Annotated in this window: 15 protein-coding genes; 9 read left to right on the top strand and 6 right to left on the bottom strand. The window is 73.2% G+C overall.

The window, feature by feature from the left end; genetic code table 11:
• Nucleotides 1-3: 3 nt before the first annotated feature.
• The 3 genes from BN3794_RS15095 to BN3794_RS15085 form a co-directional block, all read right to left on the bottom strand.
• Nucleotides 4-921 carry a LysR family transcriptional regulator gene (locus BN3794_RS15095; RefSeq protein ID WP_066098601.1) on the bottom strand — a complete coding sequence of 306 codons (918 nt, stop codon included), beginning with the start codon at nucleotides 919-921 and terminating at the stop codon, nucleotides 4-6.
• Between the two features lie 60 nt (nucleotides 922-981).
• Nucleotides 982-1,986, bottom strand: a complete 1,005-nt coding sequence (locus BN3794_RS15090; protein WP_066098599.1) for a TIGR00266 family protein — start codon at nucleotides 1,984-1,986, stop codon at nucleotides 982-984.
• A gap of 174 nt (nucleotides 1,987-2,160) precedes the next feature.
• The gene (locus BN3794_RS15085; protein ID WP_066098597.1) at nucleotides 2,161-3,576 is read right to left on the bottom strand and encodes an aminotransferase-like domain-containing protein; all 1,416 of its coding nucleotides are present in this window, start codon (nucleotides 3,574-3,576) and stop codon (nucleotides 2,161-2,163) included.
• Between the two features lie 134 nt (nucleotides 3,577-3,710).
• Here BN3794_RS15085 and pdxS point away from each other — a divergent pair, with 134 nt between their 5' ends.
• Both pdxS and pdxT read left to right on the top strand, forming a co-directional pair.
• Nucleotides 3,711-4,661: a pyridoxal 5'-phosphate synthase lyase subunit PdxS gene (pdxS, locus tag BN3794_RS15080; protein ID WP_066098595.1), complete on the top strand. Its 951-nt coding sequence runs from the start codon at nucleotides 3,711-3,713 to the stop codon at nucleotides 4,659-4,661.
• 1 nt (nucleotide 4,662) lies between these two features.
• Nucleotides 4,663-5,262: a pyridoxal 5'-phosphate synthase glutaminase subunit PdxT gene (gene pdxT, locus BN3794_RS15075; RefSeq protein ID WP_066098593.1), complete on the top strand. Its 600-nt coding sequence runs from the start codon at nucleotides 4,663-4,665 to the stop codon at nucleotides 5,260-5,262.
• A gap of 13 nt (nucleotides 5,263-5,275) precedes the next feature.
• Here pdxT and BN3794_RS15070 read toward each other — a convergent pair whose 3' ends face one another.
• Together BN3794_RS15070 and BN3794_RS15065 are read right to left on the bottom strand one after the other, a co-directional pair.
• Nucleotides 5,276-6,100: an acid phosphatase gene (locus BN3794_RS15070; RefSeq protein WP_066098592.1), complete on the bottom strand. Its 825-nt coding sequence runs from the start codon at nucleotides 6,098-6,100 to the stop codon at nucleotides 5,276-5,278.
• 59 nt (nucleotides 6,101-6,159) lie between these two features.
• The gene (locus tag BN3794_RS15065) at nucleotides 6,160-7,002 is read right to left on the bottom strand and encodes an ABC transporter ATP-binding protein (protein ID WP_066098591.1); all 843 of its coding nucleotides are present in this window, start codon (nucleotides 7,000-7,002) and stop codon (nucleotides 6,160-6,162) included.
• A gap of 114 nt (nucleotides 7,003-7,116) precedes the next feature.
• Between BN3794_RS15065 and BN3794_RS15060 the strand changes: the two genes are divergently transcribed.
• Nucleotides 7,117-8,316 carry a DesA family fatty acid desaturase gene (locus tag BN3794_RS15060; protein ID WP_425476731.1) on the top strand — a complete coding sequence of 400 codons (1,200 nt, stop codon included), beginning with the start codon at nucleotides 7,117-7,119 and terminating at the stop codon, nucleotides 8,314-8,316.
• Nucleotides 8,316-8,681: an EF-hand domain-containing protein gene (locus tag BN3794_RS15055; RefSeq protein WP_066098589.1), complete on the top strand. Its 366-nt coding sequence runs from the start codon at nucleotides 8,316-8,318 to the stop codon at nucleotides 8,679-8,681. The genes BN3794_RS15060 and BN3794_RS15055 overlap by 1 nt, the downstream gene beginning before the upstream one ends.
• Before the next feature lie 6 nt (nucleotides 8,682-8,687).
• Here the strand turns inward: BN3794_RS15055 and BN3794_RS15050 are convergent, their stop codons facing one another.
• The gene (locus BN3794_RS15050) at nucleotides 8,688-9,473 is read right to left on the bottom strand and encodes a hypothetical protein (protein WP_066098587.1); all 786 of its coding nucleotides are present in this window, start codon (nucleotides 9,471-9,473) and stop codon (nucleotides 8,688-8,690) included.
• 109 nt (nucleotides 9,474-9,582) lie between these two features.
• Between BN3794_RS15050 and BN3794_RS15045 the strand changes: the two genes are divergently transcribed.
• The 5 genes from BN3794_RS15045 to tagF all read left to right on the top strand — a co-directional run bounded on the left by BN3794_RS15045 (nucleotide 9,583) and on the right by tagF (nucleotide 16,995).
• Entirely contained in the window at nucleotides 9,583-10,452 is an 870-nt protein-coding gene (locus tag BN3794_RS15045) for a M15 family metallopeptidase (RefSeq protein WP_236493275.1), read from the top strand.
• Between the two features lie 92 nt (nucleotides 10,453-10,544).
• Nucleotides 10,545-10,805, top strand: coding sequence for a PAAR domain-containing protein (locus tag BN3794_RS15040; RefSeq protein WP_066098583.1), 261 nt, complete (start codon nucleotides 10,545-10,547; stop codon nucleotides 10,803-10,805).
• A gap of 57 nt (nucleotides 10,806-10,862) precedes the next feature.
• Nucleotides 10,863-12,353 carry a hypothetical protein gene (locus BN3794_RS15035; RefSeq protein WP_147675805.1) on the top strand — a complete coding sequence of 497 codons (1,491 nt, stop codon included), beginning with the start codon at nucleotides 10,863-10,865 and terminating at the stop codon, nucleotides 12,351-12,353.
• Nucleotides 12,353-16,024, top strand: coding sequence for a type VI secretion system membrane subunit TssM (tssM, locus tag BN3794_RS15030; protein ID WP_066098579.1), 3,672 nt, complete (start codon nucleotides 12,353-12,355; stop codon nucleotides 16,022-16,024). The genes BN3794_RS15035 and tssM overlap by 1 nt, the downstream gene beginning before the upstream one ends.
• Nucleotides 16,021-16,995, top strand: coding sequence for a type VI secretion system-associated protein TagF (gene tagF, locus BN3794_RS16955; protein ID WP_066098577.1), 975 nt, complete (start codon nucleotides 16,021-16,023; stop codon nucleotides 16,993-16,995). Before tssM ends, tagF begins: the two co-directional genes overlap by 4 nt.
• Nucleotides 16,996-16,999 lie beyond the last annotated feature (4 nt).

The following is a 16,999-nucleotide window of genomic DNA, read 5'->3' as shown; positions in this document are numbered from 1 at the left end:
GGCTCAGCCGAAGTCCGGGAACCGGGCCCTGAGCTTCTCGCGCATGCGCGCGAACAGGGCCACGGCCGGCCGCGGCATCAGGTCGTGGTCCACGCACACCAGCGAGATGAAGCTGTCCGGGGTGGGCTCGATCACGTCCACCCCGGACACCAGGCGCGGGAAATCCGGATCCACCGGGTTGTCCAGCGACCAGCGGCTCACCAGCGACAGCACCCGGGTCTGGTAGAGCAGGTAGCCCATCAGCCCCACCGCCGGGCACTCGATCACCTGCTGCGGGATGTCCAGGCCGTTCTGGCGGAACAGCTGGTGGAAGGTGGACTGCTCGTTGTCGGCCTGGTCCTGGGTCAGCCAGGCCTCGTCCATCAGCTCGCGCAGCGAGCGCGCATGGCGCGCCGGATTGTCGTTGCGGGTGACCACCCGCATCGGGATGCGGCAGATCGGCAGCCATTCCAGGGTCTGGGCGTGCTGCGGGATCTGCGAGATCAGGGCGAAATCCATGCCGCCGCCGCGCAGCATCGGCAGCATCTGCCGCGGCCGCATCTCCAGCACGTGCAGGCGGATGCGCGGCATCTCGGCGACGAACTCGGCCAGCGCTTCCTGCACCGGGGTCATGAAGGTCACCGCGCTGGTGACACCGATGGTCACCTGCTGGCCGGCGCGGCCCTTCATCGCCTCGATCTCCTGGCGCCCGCGCTCCAGGTCGCCGAGCGCGTGGCGGGCGTACTGCAGCAGCCGCTCGCCGTAGGCGGTGGCCGTGGCGCCGCGGTTGCTGCGCTCCAGCAGCGGCACGCCCAGCTCCAGTTCCAGCTCCTTGATGGCGCGGCTCAGCGCCGACTGGCTGGTGTGCAGCACGCGCGAGGCTTCCTGCAGGCTGCCGGTCTCCTGCACGGCCAGCAGGGTGCGCAATTGGGTGAGCTTCATGGCGTGGGCGAAGGCGGCGGTCCTTCGACTGTACCCGATGCCGCCGCGGCCACGCCGCGCTCAGAAGTTGTTGTCGCCGTCCAGGATGCGCCCCAGCCCGCCCAGCACCGAGCCTTCGCCGCGGCTCTGGCCGCCGCCCTGCGGCGCGGCGGCGAACATGCGCCCGGCCAGGCGCGAGAACGGCAGCGACTGCAGCCACACGTGGCCCGGCCCGGTCAGGGTCGCCAGGAACACGCCCTCGCCGCCGAAGAGCATGCTCTTCAGCCCGGCCACGCGGCGCACGTCGAAGTCCACCGTCGCGGTGTAGGCCACCACGCAGCCGGTATCCACGTCCAGGCGTTCGCCGGGCGCCAGTTCGCGCTGCACCAGCGTGCCGCCGGCGTGGACGAACACCCAGCCGTCGCCCTCGAGCTTCTGCATGATGAAGCCCTCGCCGCCGAACAGGCCGGTGAGGATCTTGCGCTGGAACGCGATGCCCAGCGCCACGCCGCGCGCGCCGGCCAGGAAGCTGTCCTTCTGGCAGATCAGCCGGCCGCCGTATTCGGACAGCTTCAGCGCCAGCACCGTGCCCGGGTACGGCGCGGCGAACGCCACCTTGGCCTTGCCGCTGCCAGCGTGGGTGTAGACCGTGGTGAACAGGCTTTCGCCGGTGACCAGGCGCTTGCCGGCGCCGAGCAGCTTGTCCACCAGGCCGCTGCCGCCGCTGCGCGAACCGTCGCCGAAGATCGTCTCCATCTGCACGCTGGCGTCCTTGTACATCAGCGCGCCGGCCTCGGCGACCGCGCTCTCGCCGGGGTCCAGTTCCACTTCGACGAACTGCATGTCGTGGCCGACGATGCGGTAGTCGATCTCGTCGGCGCGGCCGCCCGCGGCGGCCGGCAGCGGCGGCGGTGCCGCACCGCCGCCGCCCAGCTCGGGCAGCGCGGCCACCGCCTGCCAGCCGTCCAGGCCCTCGCGCCAGCCCAGCGCGCCGGGATTGAGCCGCGCGTACTCGCGCGCCTCGGCGTCGTCGAGCGGGCCGGTGCGGTCGGGCAGGCCGGGGATGTGGAAATACCACTGGGCCATGGGAAGCGCTCCTGTGTCGGGGATGGGCGCAGTCTACGATCCGCCGCCGCCGGCGCCCGTGTGCAAGGTCATGGGCACGGTGGCCGGACGCGCCGGCCAGGTCGCCCTGCCCGTCCAGGTACTCCGGCCCGGGTGGCCGTGGCGCGACGGGTCCGTCGCCACGCGGAGCGGCGATCAGCGCCGTGCCAGCGCCGCCAGGCTGTCCTGCAGCGCCGGCCAGATCGCCGGGTCCAGGCACTGGGCGACGTTGAAGCGCATGTAGCCGGCGGCGCCCTGCGAGGGCGAGAACGCGTTGCCCGGGGCCAGCACCATGCGGTGGGCCTGCAATGCGTGCTGGGCCAGGGCCGCCGCGTCCAGCCCGCCGGGCAGCGCGCACCACACGAACATGCCGGCCTGCGGCCGCAGCCAGGGCTGCAAGCCCAGCCGCTGCAGCCGTTCCAGCGTGGCGCCCATGGCCTCGGCCAGCCGCGCGCGCAGCGCCGCCATGTGGCGCTGGTAGGTGCCGCCGGCGAGCAGCACGTGCAGCAGTTCGGCCGAGAAGTGGCCGGGCTCGAAGGCGGTGGCCAGCTTCAGGTCCACCAGCGGGGCGATCCAGTCGGCGCGCGCGGCGATGTGGCCCACCCGCACCGAGGCCGACAGGGTCTTGGAGAAGCTGCCGACGTAGACCACCCGCTGCAGGCCGTCCAGCGCGGCCAGGCGCGGCGCGGGGTGGTGCTCGAAATCGGCGAAGACGTCGTCCTCGACGATGGTCAGCCCGTAGCGCTCGGCCAGCACCAGCACCTTGTGCGCCACCTCCAGGCCGAGGCTGGCGCCGGTCGGGTTGTGCAGGGCGCTGTTGGTCACGTACAGGCGCGGGCGGTGCTCGGCCAGGCGCGCCTCGAGCGCGGCCAGGTCCGGCCCGTGCGGCGTCCACGGCACCCCGACCACGCCGGCGCGGTGGGCGCGCAGCATGGCCTGGAAGCTGAAGTAGCACGGGTCGTCCACCAGCACGGTGTCGCCGGGCTGCAGCAGGAAGCGGCACAGCAGGTCCACCGCCTGGGTGCTCGATTCGGTGAGCATCAGCTGCTGCGGCGGGGCATGCACGCCGCGCGCGTCGAGCCGGTTGGACAGCAGCCGGCGCAGCGGCGGCGAGCCCTGCGGGGTGCCGTAGCCGGTCAGCGGTGCCAGCGGCCGCCGCGAGAGCGTGCGCAGGGCGCGGCGGATGTCGGCCTCGGGCATCCAGGTCTCGGGCAGCCAGCCGGCGCCGGGCTTGAGGCTGGCCGCATCGGCCAGCAGCGACTGCCGGGTGACCCAGACCGGGTCGCTGTCCGGCGGCAGGCCGGGCGCGGTCTCGCCCAGCGCCAGCGGCGGCCGCGCCGCGCCGACGTAGAAGCCCGAGCCGGGGCGCGATTCGATCACGCCCTCGGCCACCAGGCGGGCATAGGCCTCCACCACGGTCGAGCGCGACACGCCCAGCGCCTCGGCCTGGCCGCGGATCGACGGCAGCCGCGCGCCGGTGCCCAGGCTGCGCTGCTCGATGCGCCGGCGCAGCGCGTCCATCACCTGCTCGACGCGGGTGGGGGCGGTGCCGGTGCGGGGCGGAAGGGACATGCGGCGAAGTTCCGGGCGGGATCCGTACTGGAAAGCGACCAGTACGGTTTGGTCGAACCGTACTGGAAGTGTACCTGTCCGCGGCCCGGCCCGGCGCCTATCGTCGCGGCCATCGCCGAACCCGGAGCCGTCCCATGTCCCCTGCCGCCTTTGCCGCCGATGCCGCCCCTGAGCGCCCCGTCCTGTCCGATGCCATGCGCCTGAAGGTCGGCCTGGCCGAGATGCTCAAGGGCGGGGTGATCATGGACGTGTGCACGGTCGAGCAGGCGCGCATCGCCGAGACCGCCGGCGCCTGCGCGGTGATGGCGCTGGAGCGCGTACCGGCGCAGATCCGTGCCGAGGGCGGGGTCGCGCGCATGGCCAACCCGAAGCTGATCGCCTCGATCATGGACACCGTGTCCATCCCGGTGATGGCCAAGGCGCGCATCGGCCACTTCGTCGAGGCCCAGGTGCTGCAGCACCTGGGCGTGGACTTCGTCGACGAGAGCGAGGTGCTGACCCCGGCCGACGAGGTCAACCACATCGACAAGCACGCCTTCGCCGTGCCGTTCGTGTGCGGGGCGCGCAACCTGGGCGAGGCCCTGCGCCGCATCGCCGAAGGCGCGGCGATGATCCGCACCAAGGGCGAGGCCGGCACCGGCGACGTGGTCCACGCGGTCAAGCACATGCGCCAGATCATGGCCGACATCCGCGCCCTGGCCGCCATGCGCGAGGACGAGCTGTACGTGGCCGCGCGCGACCACCGCGTGCCGCTGGCGCTGGTGCGCGAGGTGGCGCGCAGCGGCGCGCTGCCGGTGCCCAACTTCTCCGCCGGCGGCATCGCCACCCCGGCCGACGCCGCCCTGCTGCGCCAGCTCGGCGCGCAGGCGGTGTTCGTCGGCTCGGGCATCTTCATGGACAGCGGCCGCCAGCTGGCCGCGCCGGAGGAGGCCGAGCGCCGCGCCCGCGCGATCGTGCGCGCCTGCACCCACTACGACGACCCGGCGATCGTGGCCGAGTGCAGCGCCGACTGCACCGGCGCGATGCGCGGGCTGGCGGTGGCCGCGCTGGATGCGCAGTCCCTGCTGCAGGCGCGGGGCGACTGAGATGGCGGCCTCCGGCACCCCCGGCGCGGGCACGCCGCGCATCGGCGTGCTGGCCATCCAGGGCGCCTACGACGCGCACCGGCGCATGCTCGAGGGCATGGGCGTGGCGACCTGCCCGGTGCGCCTGGCGCACGAACTGGAAGGCATCGACGCGCTGGTGCTGCCGGGCGGCGAATCGACCACGCTGCTGCACTTCCTGGACCGCGACGGCTTCCTGCCGGCGCTGGCCGGCTTCGCCCGCACGCGGCCGTGCCTGGGCACCTGCGCCGGCCTGATCCTGCTGGCGCGCCAGGTGCTGCCGCCGCAGCCGAGCCTGGGCGTGCTGGACGTGACCGTGCAGCGCAATGCCTACGGCCGCCAGCGCGAGTCCACGATCTGCCAGGCGCCGTCGCGGCTGCCGGGTCCGCCGCTGGAGATGGTGTTCATCCGCGCGCCGCGGATCGTGCGCTGCGGCCCGGCGGTGGAGGTGCTGGCCACGCGCGACGGCGACCCGGTGCTGGTGCGCCAGGGCCACCTGCTCGGCTGTGCCTTCCATCCCGAACTGGGCCGCGACACCCGCGTCCACCAGCTGCTGGTGGACGCCTGCCGCCACGCGCGCTGAGCCGTTCGCCGGCCTACTGGGCCTCGTCCGGGCGCGCGTCCAGCGCGGCCGCCTCGGCCGCGCAGTCCTGTTGCGGTGCCGGGCCGGTGCGGCGCGCGCGCGCGATCTCGCGCCGTGCGGCGGCCATGTCGCGGCGGAATCCGGGATCGTCGTGCAGGCGCGCGACCAGCGCCGCGGCCAGCGTGCGGCCGGCGACCACGTCGCTGTTCCAGTGCACGTTGCACACCAGGCGGCCGTCGCCGATGCTGCGCCCGCGCTGCAGGATGGCGGTGGCGTGCGCCGGGTCCAGCTCGGCCAGCACCAGCGCCCAGCTCCAGCCCACGGCGGTGTGCCCGGAGGGATAGGAGCCGCCGGCATCGGTTTCCTCGCCGGGGGTGCAGGTACCCAGGTGGTTGACCGCGAACGGGCGCGGGCGGTCGTAGTGCTTCTTGGCCGCACGCACCGCGGCGCTGCCGTCGGCGCGCAGCTGCGACAGCAGCCGGTACAGGTGCGGGGTGCGGTCCGGGTCGACGGCGATGCCCAGCGGGCAGGCGAACTGCTGCGCGCCGGCGGGGAAGGCCAGGTCGGCATCGCGCCCGGCCTGTTGCCAGCGCGGCGTGCCGTGCAGCGCCTGCGCCTGCCGGGACACGGCCTCGTCCAGCGCCAGCCCGGCCGAGCCCGGAGCGGGCGGCGGCGGCACCAGGGCCAGGCTGTCCGGGGCCTGCGCCGGGGCCAGGTAGCCGGCCACGCGATAGCCCGGCGGTTCCGGCACCGGCGGCCGCGGCAGGGACGAACAGGAGCACGACGCCAGCACGATGGCCAGCAGCGCCGCCGGGCGCGGGAAAAACGGCAAGGGCATGGAAACGGATCTGCGGGAGGGCGTGGCGATGGAGGGCAAGTGTAGAAGCTTGCCCGGGTTCACGCTGCCCCGTCGCCCATGCTCCATTCGTAGCCGGCGCCGTTGCGGCGCACGTGCACCGGACCGCCGAACACCTCCGACAGCGCGGCGTCGGTGAGCATGGCCTCGCGCGCGCCGTCGGCGAAGATGCGGCCCTCGCGCATCAGGATCACCCGGCCGATCTCCGGCACGATCTCCTCGATGTGGTGGGTCACCAGCACCAGGGTGATGCCCTCGGCGGCGAGCCGGCGCATGGTCTCCAGCAGGCGCTGGCGCGAGACGATGTCCAGGCCGGTGGACGGCTCGTCCAGCAGCAGCGCCTGCGGCCGGTTGACCAGGGCGCGGGCGATCAGCACCCGGCGGGTCTCGCCGGCCGACAGCGCGGCGTAGTCGCGCCCGGCCAGGTGGCCGGCGCCGGCCAGCGCCAGGGCCTGGGCGGCGCGCTCGCGCATGGCGGCGGTGACCTCGCGGTGCGGCGGGATCACGTAGCTGGCGAAAAAGCCGGAGATCACCGCGCTTTCCACGTCCAGCCTCTCCATGCCGGCGAGGTTGGCGCTCAGGTCGCCGGTGACGATGCCCAGCTGCGAGCGCAGCCGGTCCACCTGCCAGCGGCTCTGCCCCATCACCCGCACCGGGGTGGCGCCCTCGCGCGCCAGCGGGTAGAGCTCGCGGGTGATCAGCTTGATGAAGCTGGACTTGCCGCAGCCGTTCGGGCCGAGGATGGCGGTGTGCTGGCCGAGCGGGATGCGCAGGTCCAGGCCGTGCAGCACGCGCGTCTGGCCGCGCACCACGGTGGCCTGGTCGAGCTCGATCAGCGGGGCGGCGTCGGCTGCGGCGGCGGGAATCGGGGCGGGCTGGGACATGGGAACCGGGTGGGGACATGAATGGCGCCGGCCACCATACGCCGGCGGCGGGTGAAGTTTGCACCGGGGGCCTGCATGATGTCTGCTCCGCCTCGCGAGAATCCCGCCGTGTCCCTGCCCGATGCCTTCACCGACTTCCTCGCCCATGGCCTGACCGGCATCGGCTGGTGGGAGTGGGCCGCGGTGCTGCTGGTGTTCACCCAGATCACCATCTTCGCGGTGACGCTGTACCTGCACCGCAGCCAGACCCACCGCGGCGTGGATTTCCACCCGGTGCTGGCGCACTTCTTCCGCTTCTGGGTGTGGCTGACCACCTCGATGATCACCCGCGAGTGGGTGGCCATCCACCGCAAGCACCACGCCAAGGTCGAGACCGCCGAAGACCCGCACAGCCCGCAGGTCAAGGGCATCAAGACCGTGTTCTGGCGCGGCGTGGAGCTGTACCGGCAGGCGCGCGCGCAGCGCGAGGACATGGCCTACTACGGCCGCGGCACGCCCGAGGACTGGATCGAGCGGCACCTGTACACCCCGCACGCCAACCTCGGCCCGGTCGCCCTGTTCTTCGTCAACCTGCTCCTGTTCGGCCTGCCCGGCGTGGCGCTGTGGGCCATCCAGATGGCATGGATCCCGTTCTGGGCCGCCGGCGTGGTCAACGGCCTGGGCCACTGGTGGGGCTACCGCAACTTCGAGTCCGCCGACACTTCCACCAACCTGACGCCGTGGGCGTTCTGGATCGGCGGCGAGGAGCTGCACAACAACCACCATGCCTTCCCCAGCTCGGCGCGCTTCTCGATGCGGCGCTGGGAGTTCGACATCGGCTGGAGCGCGATCCGCGTCCTGGAGAAGCTGCGCCTGGCCAAGGTGCTGCGCGTGGCGCCCAAGCTCGACATCCGCCCCAACATCGCCGTGCCCGACACCGACACCGTCAAGGCCCTGCTCTCGCACCGTTTCCAGGCGATGACCGACTACCAGCGCAACGTGTTCGTGCCGGCGCTGCGCGAGGAGGCCGCCGCCGCCGGCGCGCGCATGCGCAAGCTGCTGCCGCGGCGCCTGCGCAAGGGCCTGGTGGACGACGGCCGCTGGCTCAAGCCGGATGCGCGCGCGCAGCTGCAGGCCTGGGTCGAGCAGCGTCCGCGCATGGCCGCGCTGGTCGAGTACCGCCGTCGCCTGGCCGCGCTGCTGGAGGCCCGCAGCCACGACGCCGCCGAGCGCCTGCGCCAGCTGCAGCAGTGGTGCCAGGAGGCCGAGGCCAGCGGCATCGCCGCGCTGCAGGCCTATGCGACGCGCCTGAAGGGCTACGCCCTGAGCCACTGATGCAGCGCCGCCAGGCAAGGCCGCGCACGGCGGCACCGTGGCTGGCCGCGCTCGTCCTGTGGGGGGCGTCCTGCGCCACCTGCGCGCAGGCGGTGCAGGACACCGGCGACTACCTGCGGCGCATGGACCGCAACGGCGACGGCCGCATCGACCTGGACGAGTACCTCGCCTGGATGAGCTACGGCTTCGATGCGCGCGACCGCGACGGCGACGGCATGCTCACCGGCGCGGAGCTGCCCGGCGGTGCCGGCCCGGCGGTCACCCGCGAGCAATACCGCGCGCGCCTGATCGAACGCTTCCACCGCCAGGACGCCAACGGCGACGGCTACCTGTCCGCGCGCGAGCTGCTCGCGCCGCCGCGCTGAGGCGCCTCAGGACTTGGGACAGGCCGGATCGCGCCCGGCCACCGCCGTGCAGATCCTGCGCCGGCAGTCCACGCCCTTGAGCGTGTTGGCCGCCGGGCACCGGGCCAGCTTGGCCTGCACCGCGGAATCGCCGCTGGAACGCTTGTCCATCGCATCGAACATGGCGTCGCGCTCGGCGCGTTCGCGCGATTCGCGCGCCTGGATGTCGGCCACCAGCGCGTCCATCGATTCGGGGCGCTTCTGCCGGGCCTGCTCGTCCTGCTTGATGATGCCCAGCAGGCTGCTCAGCAGTGCCCCCTGTTCCGCCGGCCTGGCGCGGTCCGGCGTGCCGGCCGGGCGCGGCGCCGCGGCACGCCCGGGCGGTACCTGGCGGGGCGTGGCGGTTGCCGGGCGTACCGGTTCCACCGTCGCGGCCACGCCGGCGGCGCCGGCCACGGGACGTGGCATGGCGGTATCGGGCAGGGCGGCGGCGGTCCGCGCCTGCGGCTCATCCACTATCATGGCCGCGCCGCGGTCGGCGACCTTGTCCGACTCGGCCGGCAGCGGCTTGAAGCCATCGGCGATGGCGGCGGTGCCGTCGTCCCGGGACATCGTGGCCATGATGGCCAGCACGACCAACAGCAATGAAGCGAGCAGCACCGCAGGGACCAGCCATTTGCGTGCGCCCTTCCGCCCCGCGGGCGGCGGCAGGCGTACGGCGCGCCCGTCGATGTCGGCCAGGATGCGGCCGTTGCCGGCCGCGGCGCCCTGGCCCGACAGCAGGCTGGGACGGGTCTTGCCCGGAGTGTTCATGCGTGGCCTCCTGCCATGGTCCGGCCGTTGCCGGAACTGCTGATCCCCGCCCGATTCTAGTGGACCCCCGGTCCGCCGCGTCAACCCGCGCCGGCTGCGGAGGGGTGCCGTGCTGATCCTGGCTGTGCTGCTGTTCCTGTCGGTGTTCGCGCTGAGCTGTGCCCTGCTGCTGTTCCCCGGGCTCGCCTCGGCCGGGGCCGCATGGCTGGGGCGGCGCTGGCGCGCGCTGGCCGGGGCCGTGGCCGGGACCGGGCGCGGCGTGGCGCGCCGCGGCGGGCACCTGGACCGCCATGCCCGCGCCGCGGTGTCGGACACCGGCGGTTTCCTGCGCCGCCACCGCGGGGTGCTGGCGGTCGCGCTGGTCCTGCTCGTGCTGCCGCCGCTGGCGATCCTGCTCGCGCGCCGCCATGTCGCCCTGGCGGATTTCCGCGACGAGGACATGGCCGAATCCACGTCCATGATCGCCCAGCTCCTGCGCGGGGAACGGCTGGTGCCGCCGGCACCGCCTCCGCCGGCGGTGTTCACCGGCGAGGACGTGCGCCGCCTGCATCCGGAAGTGGTCGATGCCGACCGGCGCTGGGACAGCATCGACGACGAAGTCCGCCAGCGCGTGCTGGCCATCTACGAGGTCATGCGGCGCCAGTACGGCTACGAGATGGTGCTGGTGGAAGGCTATCGCAGCCCGGAGCGGCAGGCCGAGCTGATGGGCGGCGGCCAGGCCACCCGCGCCGGCGCCTGGCAGAGCTGCCACCAGTACGGGCTGGCGGTGGACAGCGCGCCGCTGCGCGATGGCAAGCTGCAATGGGACATGGCCGATCCGTGGACGCGGCGGGCCTATTTCCTCTACGGCGAACTGGCGCAGCAGGCGGGCCTGGACTGGGGCGGCAGCTGGCGCAGCCTGAAGGATTACGTGCACGTCGAGCACGCCGGGCGCTGCCGCAGCGCCCGCGCCGCCCGCCGGGCAGGCGCCTCGGGCTGACTGCCATCGCCGGGCCAAGTCCTGCTATCGTGAAAGGAACAGGGAACCCGTGGAGGCGGCAGCGCCGCCTCCATCACCGACAAGGAGCAACGATGTCGCGACCTTTCATCGTCGTCGGCGATCGCATCGACCACGGCGGCAGCGTGGTCAGCGGCTCGCCCCAGACCGATATCGCCGGCAAGCCCGTCGCCCGCATCGGCGACAAGGTCAGCTGCAGCCGGCACGGCAGCACCGAGATCGTCTCCGGCGACGCCAGCGTGGTGATCGACGGCAAGCCGGTGGCGCGCCACGGCGACAAGACCGCGTGCGGCGCGACGTTGGTCGCCGGGCAGTCCAGCACCGGGATCGGATAGGCACACAGGGAAGGGTCCGGAACGCAGGGGGCGTACCGGCAACGCTAAGGAGCAGGCGTGGCAGGGTCGTGGCTGAAAACGGGGCTGGTGACGGCGGGCGTGCTGGCGCTGTCGTGGGGCAGTGCCATCCACTACTGGCGCGGCAGCGGTGCCGCGCCGACCGGGATGGACCTGCTGGTGTGGCTGGGCGTGGTCCCGGCCGGCCTGCTCGCCGGCGGCTGGGGGCTGCGCGCGCTGGGCTGGCGCCTGGCCGATGCGAGCCGCACGCGCCTGTCGCGGGCACCGGCCGCCGCTTCGCCGGCTCCCGCGACAGGGGCACCGGCCGCCGAATCGGTCCCGGCGGATGCCGTGCCCGGCGGCCACGCCGTGCTCGCCGGCGGCGCGCTCTGGCTGGCCTGTGCCGACGATCCGGCGCAGATCGCCCTGCACCATGCCGACCTGCCGCGCCCGGGCCTGCATCCGCGCTTGCGCGATCGCGACGGCTTGCCGGTGTTCGCGGCCCACGTGCCGGGCCTCGACACCGGCGAAGTGGAAGCCGTGCTCCAGGCCCATGGCGCGGGCGGGTTGCGCGCGGAGCCGCTCCGCGCCCTGGTCCTGCTCCAGCCCGTGGCCGAGGCCCTGCTCTGCCAGGCCGCCACCTCCTGCGATGCCCCCGTCCGGGAAGAGCCCGAGGCCGCGGTCGTGGCCGGATTGCGCCGCCCGGCCGCGACCCGGGCCTGTCCGCCGTTGCCGGTGTGGTGGCTGGTGCCGGCCGACTGGGACGAGCTGGAAAGGCGTGCCGGCGAATGCCTGCTGCAGGCCTGGGCGCAGGAATGCGGCCTGCCTGCCGGGGCCGACGTCCGGACGGTACCGGTGGCCGACGCGGCCGCCGGCTGGCAGGCGCTCGCACGCGTGCTCGACCGGCCCGACGCCGCCCCGGCGGGCGCGCTGGTGCTGGCCGCCGCCTCGCAGGTCGGCGAGATGGCGGTGGCGCACCTGCAGGCGCGCGGGCGCCTGTTCCAGGCCGCCACCGGTGCGGGCGTGCTTCCCGGCGAAGGCGCGGCAGGCCTGCTGCTGGTCGATGCCGGCACCGATACCGCGGGCGACGGCGCGGTGGTGTACCTGCATCGCCCGGCAAGCCAGGAATTGCCCGATGCCGGGTCCGCGCGCCTGCGCGCCGCCGCCACCGGCGAGCTCCTGCGGCAGGCCCTGGCCCGCGCCGGGGTGGAGGCCTCCACGGTGTCGTGGGCGGTCAGCGATGCCGGCCAGGCCCCGGAGCCGGCGGTCGAGGCGGCCTCGGCGCTGCTGGCCGCCTGCCCGGACCTGGATACCTATCGCGACGGCTGCGCGCTGGCCGCCCTGGCCGCCGACCTCGGCGCCGTGCTGCCGCTGGCGCAGCTGGCCGCGGCGCAGGCCCGCGTCGCCGCGCACGGGACGCCGGCGCTGGTGCTGTCGGTGGACGCCCCCCGCCGCCGCATCGCCGCCGTGGTGGCGCCTGCATCCCTTCCCCCGGCCGACCCCGCGGCGGCCTCCGCCGAACAGGCCCCGTTCAAACGGAATCCGGACTGATGTTGAGCAATCTCAGGTACTACCTCGGCGATTACCGCCTGTGGATGGCGGTCGGGCTGGTGGCATCGCTCGCACTGGGCTACCTCGGCCAGGGCGACCTGCGCCAACTGGCGTTCTGGATCGCGGCGGCGCTGGCGCTGGTGCTGCTGGTGGCGCTGGCGGCCTGGGCGGTGCGGCGCTGGCGTGTCCGCCGCGCCTCGCGCGGGCTGGATGCGATGGTGCAGGAACAGGCCGATCGCGCGGTGGCTGCGGCCACTCCGGCCACGCGCGGCGACACCGAGGCGCTGCGCACGCGCATGCTCGAGGCGGTCAAGTCGATCAAGTCCTCGCGCATCGGCGTGCTCAAGGGCAACGATGCGCTCTACGAACTGCCGTGGTACGTGATCATCGGCAACCCCGCGGCCGGCAAGAGCAGCGCGATCCTGCACTCGGGCCTGCAGTTCCCGTTCGAGGACGCCGGCGGCAGCGTGGTGCAGGGCATCGGCGGCACGCGCAACTGCGACTGGTACTTCACCACCACCGGCATCGTGCTCGATACCGCCGGCCGCTATTCGGTCAACGTCGAGGACCGGCTGGAGTGGCTGACCTTCCTCGGCCTGCTCAAGAAGCACCGGCCGCGCGCGCCGATCAACGGCATCGTCATCGCCGCGAGCATCGCCGAGCTGTCCGGCAGCAAGCCCGAGTTCGCGATGGAGCTGGCCAAGAACCTGCGCCAGCGCGTGCAGGAGATCACCGAACGCCTGGAGGTGTTCGCCCCGATCTACGTGGTGTTCACCAAGGCCGACCTGATCGCCGGCTTCACCGAGTTCTTCCAGCACCTGGACCCGGGCGAGCGCGAAGGCGTGTGGGGCGCCACCCTGCCCTTCGACCCCGAGGCCAGGACCGACGCGGTGGCGGCGTTCGACCGCCACTTCGACGAGCTGTCCGAGGGCCTGAAGGAAATGGGCCTGGCGCACATGGCCATGCTGCGCGGGCGCGAGGTGCCGCCGGGCCTGCTCACCCTGCCGCTGGAGTTCGCCGCGATCAAGCCGGCGCTGCGCACCTTCATCGCCACCCTGTTCGAGGAAAACCCCTACCAGTTCAAGCCGGTGTTCCGCGGCTTCTACTTCTCCAGCGCGTTGCAGGAAGGCCAGTCGGTGCACTACGCCTCCGAGCGCGTCGGCCGCCAGTTCGCCCTGCAGGCCGCCCCGTCCGGCGCCGACCGTTCGCCGGAGGGCCACGACGCCTATTTCCTCAAGAACCTGTTCCGCAAGGTCGTCTTCGCCGACAAGCAACTGGTGCGGCAGTACTCCAGCCCGCACCAGACGCGCCTGCGCTACGCCGTGTTCCTCGGCGCGGTGGCGGTGCTGGCCGTGGCGCTGGGCCTGTGGACCTGGTCCTACACCACCAACACGCGGCTGGTGGAGAACGCCACCCGCGACCTGCACCAGGCCGTGCAGCTGCAACAGGGACGCGTCGACCTGAAGTCGCGCATCGACGCGCTGCTGCTGCTGCAGGACCGCCTGCAGCAGATCGACCAGTACGGCCGCGCCGGCGGCATCACCACGCGCCTGGGCCTGTACCAGGGCAACGCGATCCGCCGCAAGCTGCTGGACGAGTACTTCAACGGCATGCGCCAGATCATGGTCGAGCCGGTCACCGCGCGGCTGGAGTCGTTCCTGAGCCGTGCCGTCGGCGAGCGCGACCGGCTCGGCAAGGCCGCGGCCGGGGCCCCGGTGGACAGCGACGTGCTCTACCAGGAAGCCTCGCCGGACAACGTCAACGACGTCTACAACGCACTCAAGACCTACCTGATGCTGGGCGATCGCAGCCACGTCGAGCAGGCGCAGCTGGGCCAGCAGCTGACCCTGTTCTGGCGCGGCTGGCTGGATGCCAACCGCGGCCAGATGAGCCGCGAGGACATGATCCGCTCCGCCGAGAAGCTGATGAGCTTCTACGTCGCCCAGTCCGGCGATGCCGACTGGCCGCAGGTCCAGACCCGGATCGCCCTGGTCGACGACAGCCGCCAGGTCCTGACCGGGGTGATGAAGGGCCAGCCCGCGCTGCAGCGCGTGTTCGCCCAGATCAAGGCGCGGGCCTCGGCGCGCTTCCCCACGATCACGGTGAACACGCTGCTGGGCGAGGAATCCAACCGCGGCGCCATCACCGGCAGCTACGCCATCGCCGGCGCGTTCTCGCGCCAGGCCTGGCAGGACTACGTGCACGACGCGATCAAGGAGGCGGCCAACACCCAGCTGAGCACCACCGACTGGGTACTCGACGCCACCGACCAGACCGACCTGTCGCTGGCCGGCAGCCCCGAGCATGTCGCCCGCGAACTGACCGGCCTGTACAAGCAGGAGTACGCCCAGGAATGGATGAAGTTCGTCAAGGGCCTGAGCGTGGGGACCTTCGAGGGCTTCGACCCGGCGGTGGCGACCATGAACCGCCTGGGCGATCCGGCGCAGTCGCCGCTGCGCAAGCTGCTCGATGCGCTGACCGAGCAGACGGTGTGGGACAACCCCGCGGCCGAGGCCCAGGTGCAGGCCCGGGCCAAGGGGTTCGTGGCCTGGTTCCGGCGCGTGGTGCTGCGCCAGGGAGCCGCGCCACAGGCCGACGCGCGCCAGCCGGTGGGTCCGGTCGGCAAGGCCTTCGACGGACTCGTGCGCCTGACCGCGAAGCGTGACGGCCAGCCCTCGCTGGAGGACGCCTACTTCGCCCAGCTGGCCAAGCTGCGCACGCGCCTGAACGCGATCAAGAACCAGGGCGAGGCCGGCATCGGCACGCGCAAGCTGATGCAGGACACCTTCAGCAACGAGGGGTCGGAGCTGAGCGCGGCCCTGGCGATGGTGGACGAGCAGGTGATGTCCGGCATCGAGGGCGACCAGCGCGAGGCGCTGCGGCCGCTGCTGCTGCGCCCGCTCACCCAGACCTTCGCCGCGCTGGTGGCGCCCACCGAGGCGGAGATCAACCGCACCTGGAAGGCGCAGGTGTACGAGCCCTTCAGCACCGGCATCGGTCGCCAGTACCCGTTCAACCTGGGCTCGGACGTGGATGCCGCGCCCAGCGACGTCGCCGCGATCTTCGGGCCCACCGGTGCGATCGCCGCGTTCAACAAGGATGCGCTGGGCACCCTGGTGGTGCAGCGCGGGCCGCTGCTGGAGCCCCGGCGCTGGGCGGGGCTCGGTATCACCCTGTCCGGCCAGCTGCTGTCCAACTACGGCAACTGGGTCGGCGGCCAGGCCGGGCAGGCCCAGGATTCGACCATCTTCGAGGTCCTGCCCGCTCCCGCCACCGGGGCAGTGGAATACACCCTGGAGATCGACGGGCAGGCCCTGCGCTACCGCAACACGCCGCCGCAGTGGACCACCATGCAGTACCCCAATCCCGGGGCGGTGCCGGGCGCGCGGATCACCGCCGTCACCGGCGACGGGCGCACCGTGGAGGTGTACTCGGCACCGGGCTCCGGCGGCTTCTCGCGGATGATGGACGAAGGCCGGTACGAAGGCGACCAGATCACCTGGACGCGCGACGGCATCACCGTGCCGGTGCAGATGCGCATCGTGCGTCGCGCCGGAACCGCCACCCGCGGCAACGACTGGCAGAAGGGGCTGCAGTTGCCGGCGACGGTGGCCGGTGGCGCCAACACGGCCGGGGCCGCGGACGCGGCGGGTGCGGAGGCCAGCCCATGAGCCGGGAAATCGACGCGTCGGTGTGCTACTTCGGCAAGGTGCCCTCGCGCGGGGACTTCGTGCGCGCCACCGACAACCACCAGCTGCTGGCCTGGCTGGATCGCTGGGCCGGCGCGGGCGTGGAATCGCTCAGCCGCAACCCGGACTGGAAGCGGGTCTACGACGAGGCGCCGGAAGTGCATTACGCCTTCCTCGGCTCGCGCAGCCGCACCGTGCTGTGCGGCCACCTGGTGCCCAGCCGCGACGCCTCCCAGCGCCGGTTCCCGTTCCTGTCGGCGGTGCGTTTCGAGGTCGCCGAGCCGCTGCGCTTCATCGGCCTGGGGCCGCTGGCCATGGCCAAGGCCTGGTCCGGCCTGGCGCGGCAGTCGCGCCAGGCAGTGGCCGAGGAGGCGGCGCTGGCGGCGCTGGCCGAGACCCGCTATTCGCTCAGCCCGGACGTGGCCGCCTACCAGGCCACCTTCAACGATTTCCTGGAGATCCAGACGCTGGCCTCGCTGCAGGGCCTGCTGGCCGATGCCGGCCATGCCCAGGCGAGCCTGCGCCAGGTGCTGCCGGCGCTGGGCCTGCTGCTGCAGCCGCTGCTCACCGGCGGCGCGCTGGCCATCGATCGCGCGCTGGCGTTCCCGCTGCCGCGCGACCCGCTGTACCGCCCGCTGGTGGCCGCGTTCTGGCTGGAGCTGGTGGCCGCGTTCCTGGTGCGCGGCGACTTCGAGATGGCGGTGCTGCTGCGCGATGCACGCACGCCGGAACTGCTGGTGGGGTTCGGCGGCGCCGATCCGGCGATCCTGCATGCCGCGCTGGACCCGCAGCAGGCCGGCGAATTCCTGATCCAGGCCGGGCAGGCCGAGTGGGTGGACGACTACGTGGCCGGCGACTACGCGCTCAACCGCCTCTCCGGCCTGCTAGAGCGCGACGACACGAGCCTGAAGACCGCGCGCCGCCTGCTGGGCGAAACCTTCCTGGGGACCTGAACCA

The sequence above is a fragment of the Xanthomonas massiliensis genome, from assembly GCF_900018785.1.
Classification (GTDB): Bacteria; Pseudomonadota; Gammaproteobacteria; order Xanthomonadales; family Xanthomonadaceae; genus Xanthomonas_B; species Xanthomonas_B massiliensis.
The sequence above is the reverse complement of the archived record's forward strand: the minus strand, read 5'-3'. Positions and strand labels throughout refer to the sequence as shown.

What these genes read in the sequence shown, in the direction of transcription:
- BN3794_RS15095 (WP_066098601.1), bottom strand. Translation starts at nt 921, where the DNA reads ATGAAGCTCACCCAATTGCGCACCCTGCTGGCCGTGCAGGAGACCGGC.
- BN3794_RS15090 (WP_066098599.1), bottom strand. Translation starts at nt 1,986, where the DNA reads ATGGCCCAGTGGTATTTCCACATCCCCGGCCTGCCCGACCGCACCGGC.
- BN3794_RS15085 (WP_066098597.1), bottom strand. Translation starts at nt 3,576, where the DNA reads ATGTCCCTTCCGCCCCGCACCGGCACCGCCCCCACCCGCGTCGAGCAG.
- pdxS (WP_066098595.1), top strand. Translation starts at nt 3,711, where the DNA reads ATGTCCCCTGCCGCCTTTGCCGCCGATGCCGCCCCTGAGCGCCCCGTC.
- pdxT (WP_066098593.1), top strand. Translation starts at nt 4,663, where the DNA reads ATGGCGGCCTCCGGCACCCCCGGCGCGGGCACGCCGCGCATCGGCGTG.
- BN3794_RS15070 (WP_066098592.1), bottom strand. Translation starts at nt 6,100, where the DNA reads ATGCCCTTGCCGTTTTTCCCGCGCCCGGCGGCGCTGCTGGCCATCGTG.
- BN3794_RS15065 (WP_066098591.1), bottom strand. Translation starts at nt 7,002, where the DNA reads ATGTCCCAGCCCGCCCCGATTCCCGCCGCCGCAGCCGACGCCGCCCCG.
- BN3794_RS15055 (WP_066098589.1), top strand. Translation starts at nt 8,316, where the DNA reads ATGCAGCGCCGCCAGGCAAGGCCGCGCACGGCGGCACCGTGGCTGGCC.
- BN3794_RS15050 (WP_066098587.1), bottom strand. Translation starts at nt 9,473, where the DNA reads ATGAACACTCCGGGCAAGACCCGTCCCAGCCTGCTGTCGGGCCAGGGC.
- BN3794_RS15040 (WP_066098583.1), top strand. Translation starts at nt 10,545, where the DNA reads ATGTCGCGACCTTTCATCGTCGTCGGCGATCGCATCGACCACGGCGGC.
- tssM (WP_066098579.1), top strand. Translation starts at nt 12,353, where the DNA reads ATGTTGAGCAATCTCAGGTACTACCTCGGCGATTACCGCCTGTGGATG.
- tagF (WP_066098577.1), top strand. Translation starts at nt 16,021, where the DNA reads ATGAGCCGGGAAATCGACGCGTCGGTGTGCTACTTCGGCAAGGTGCCC.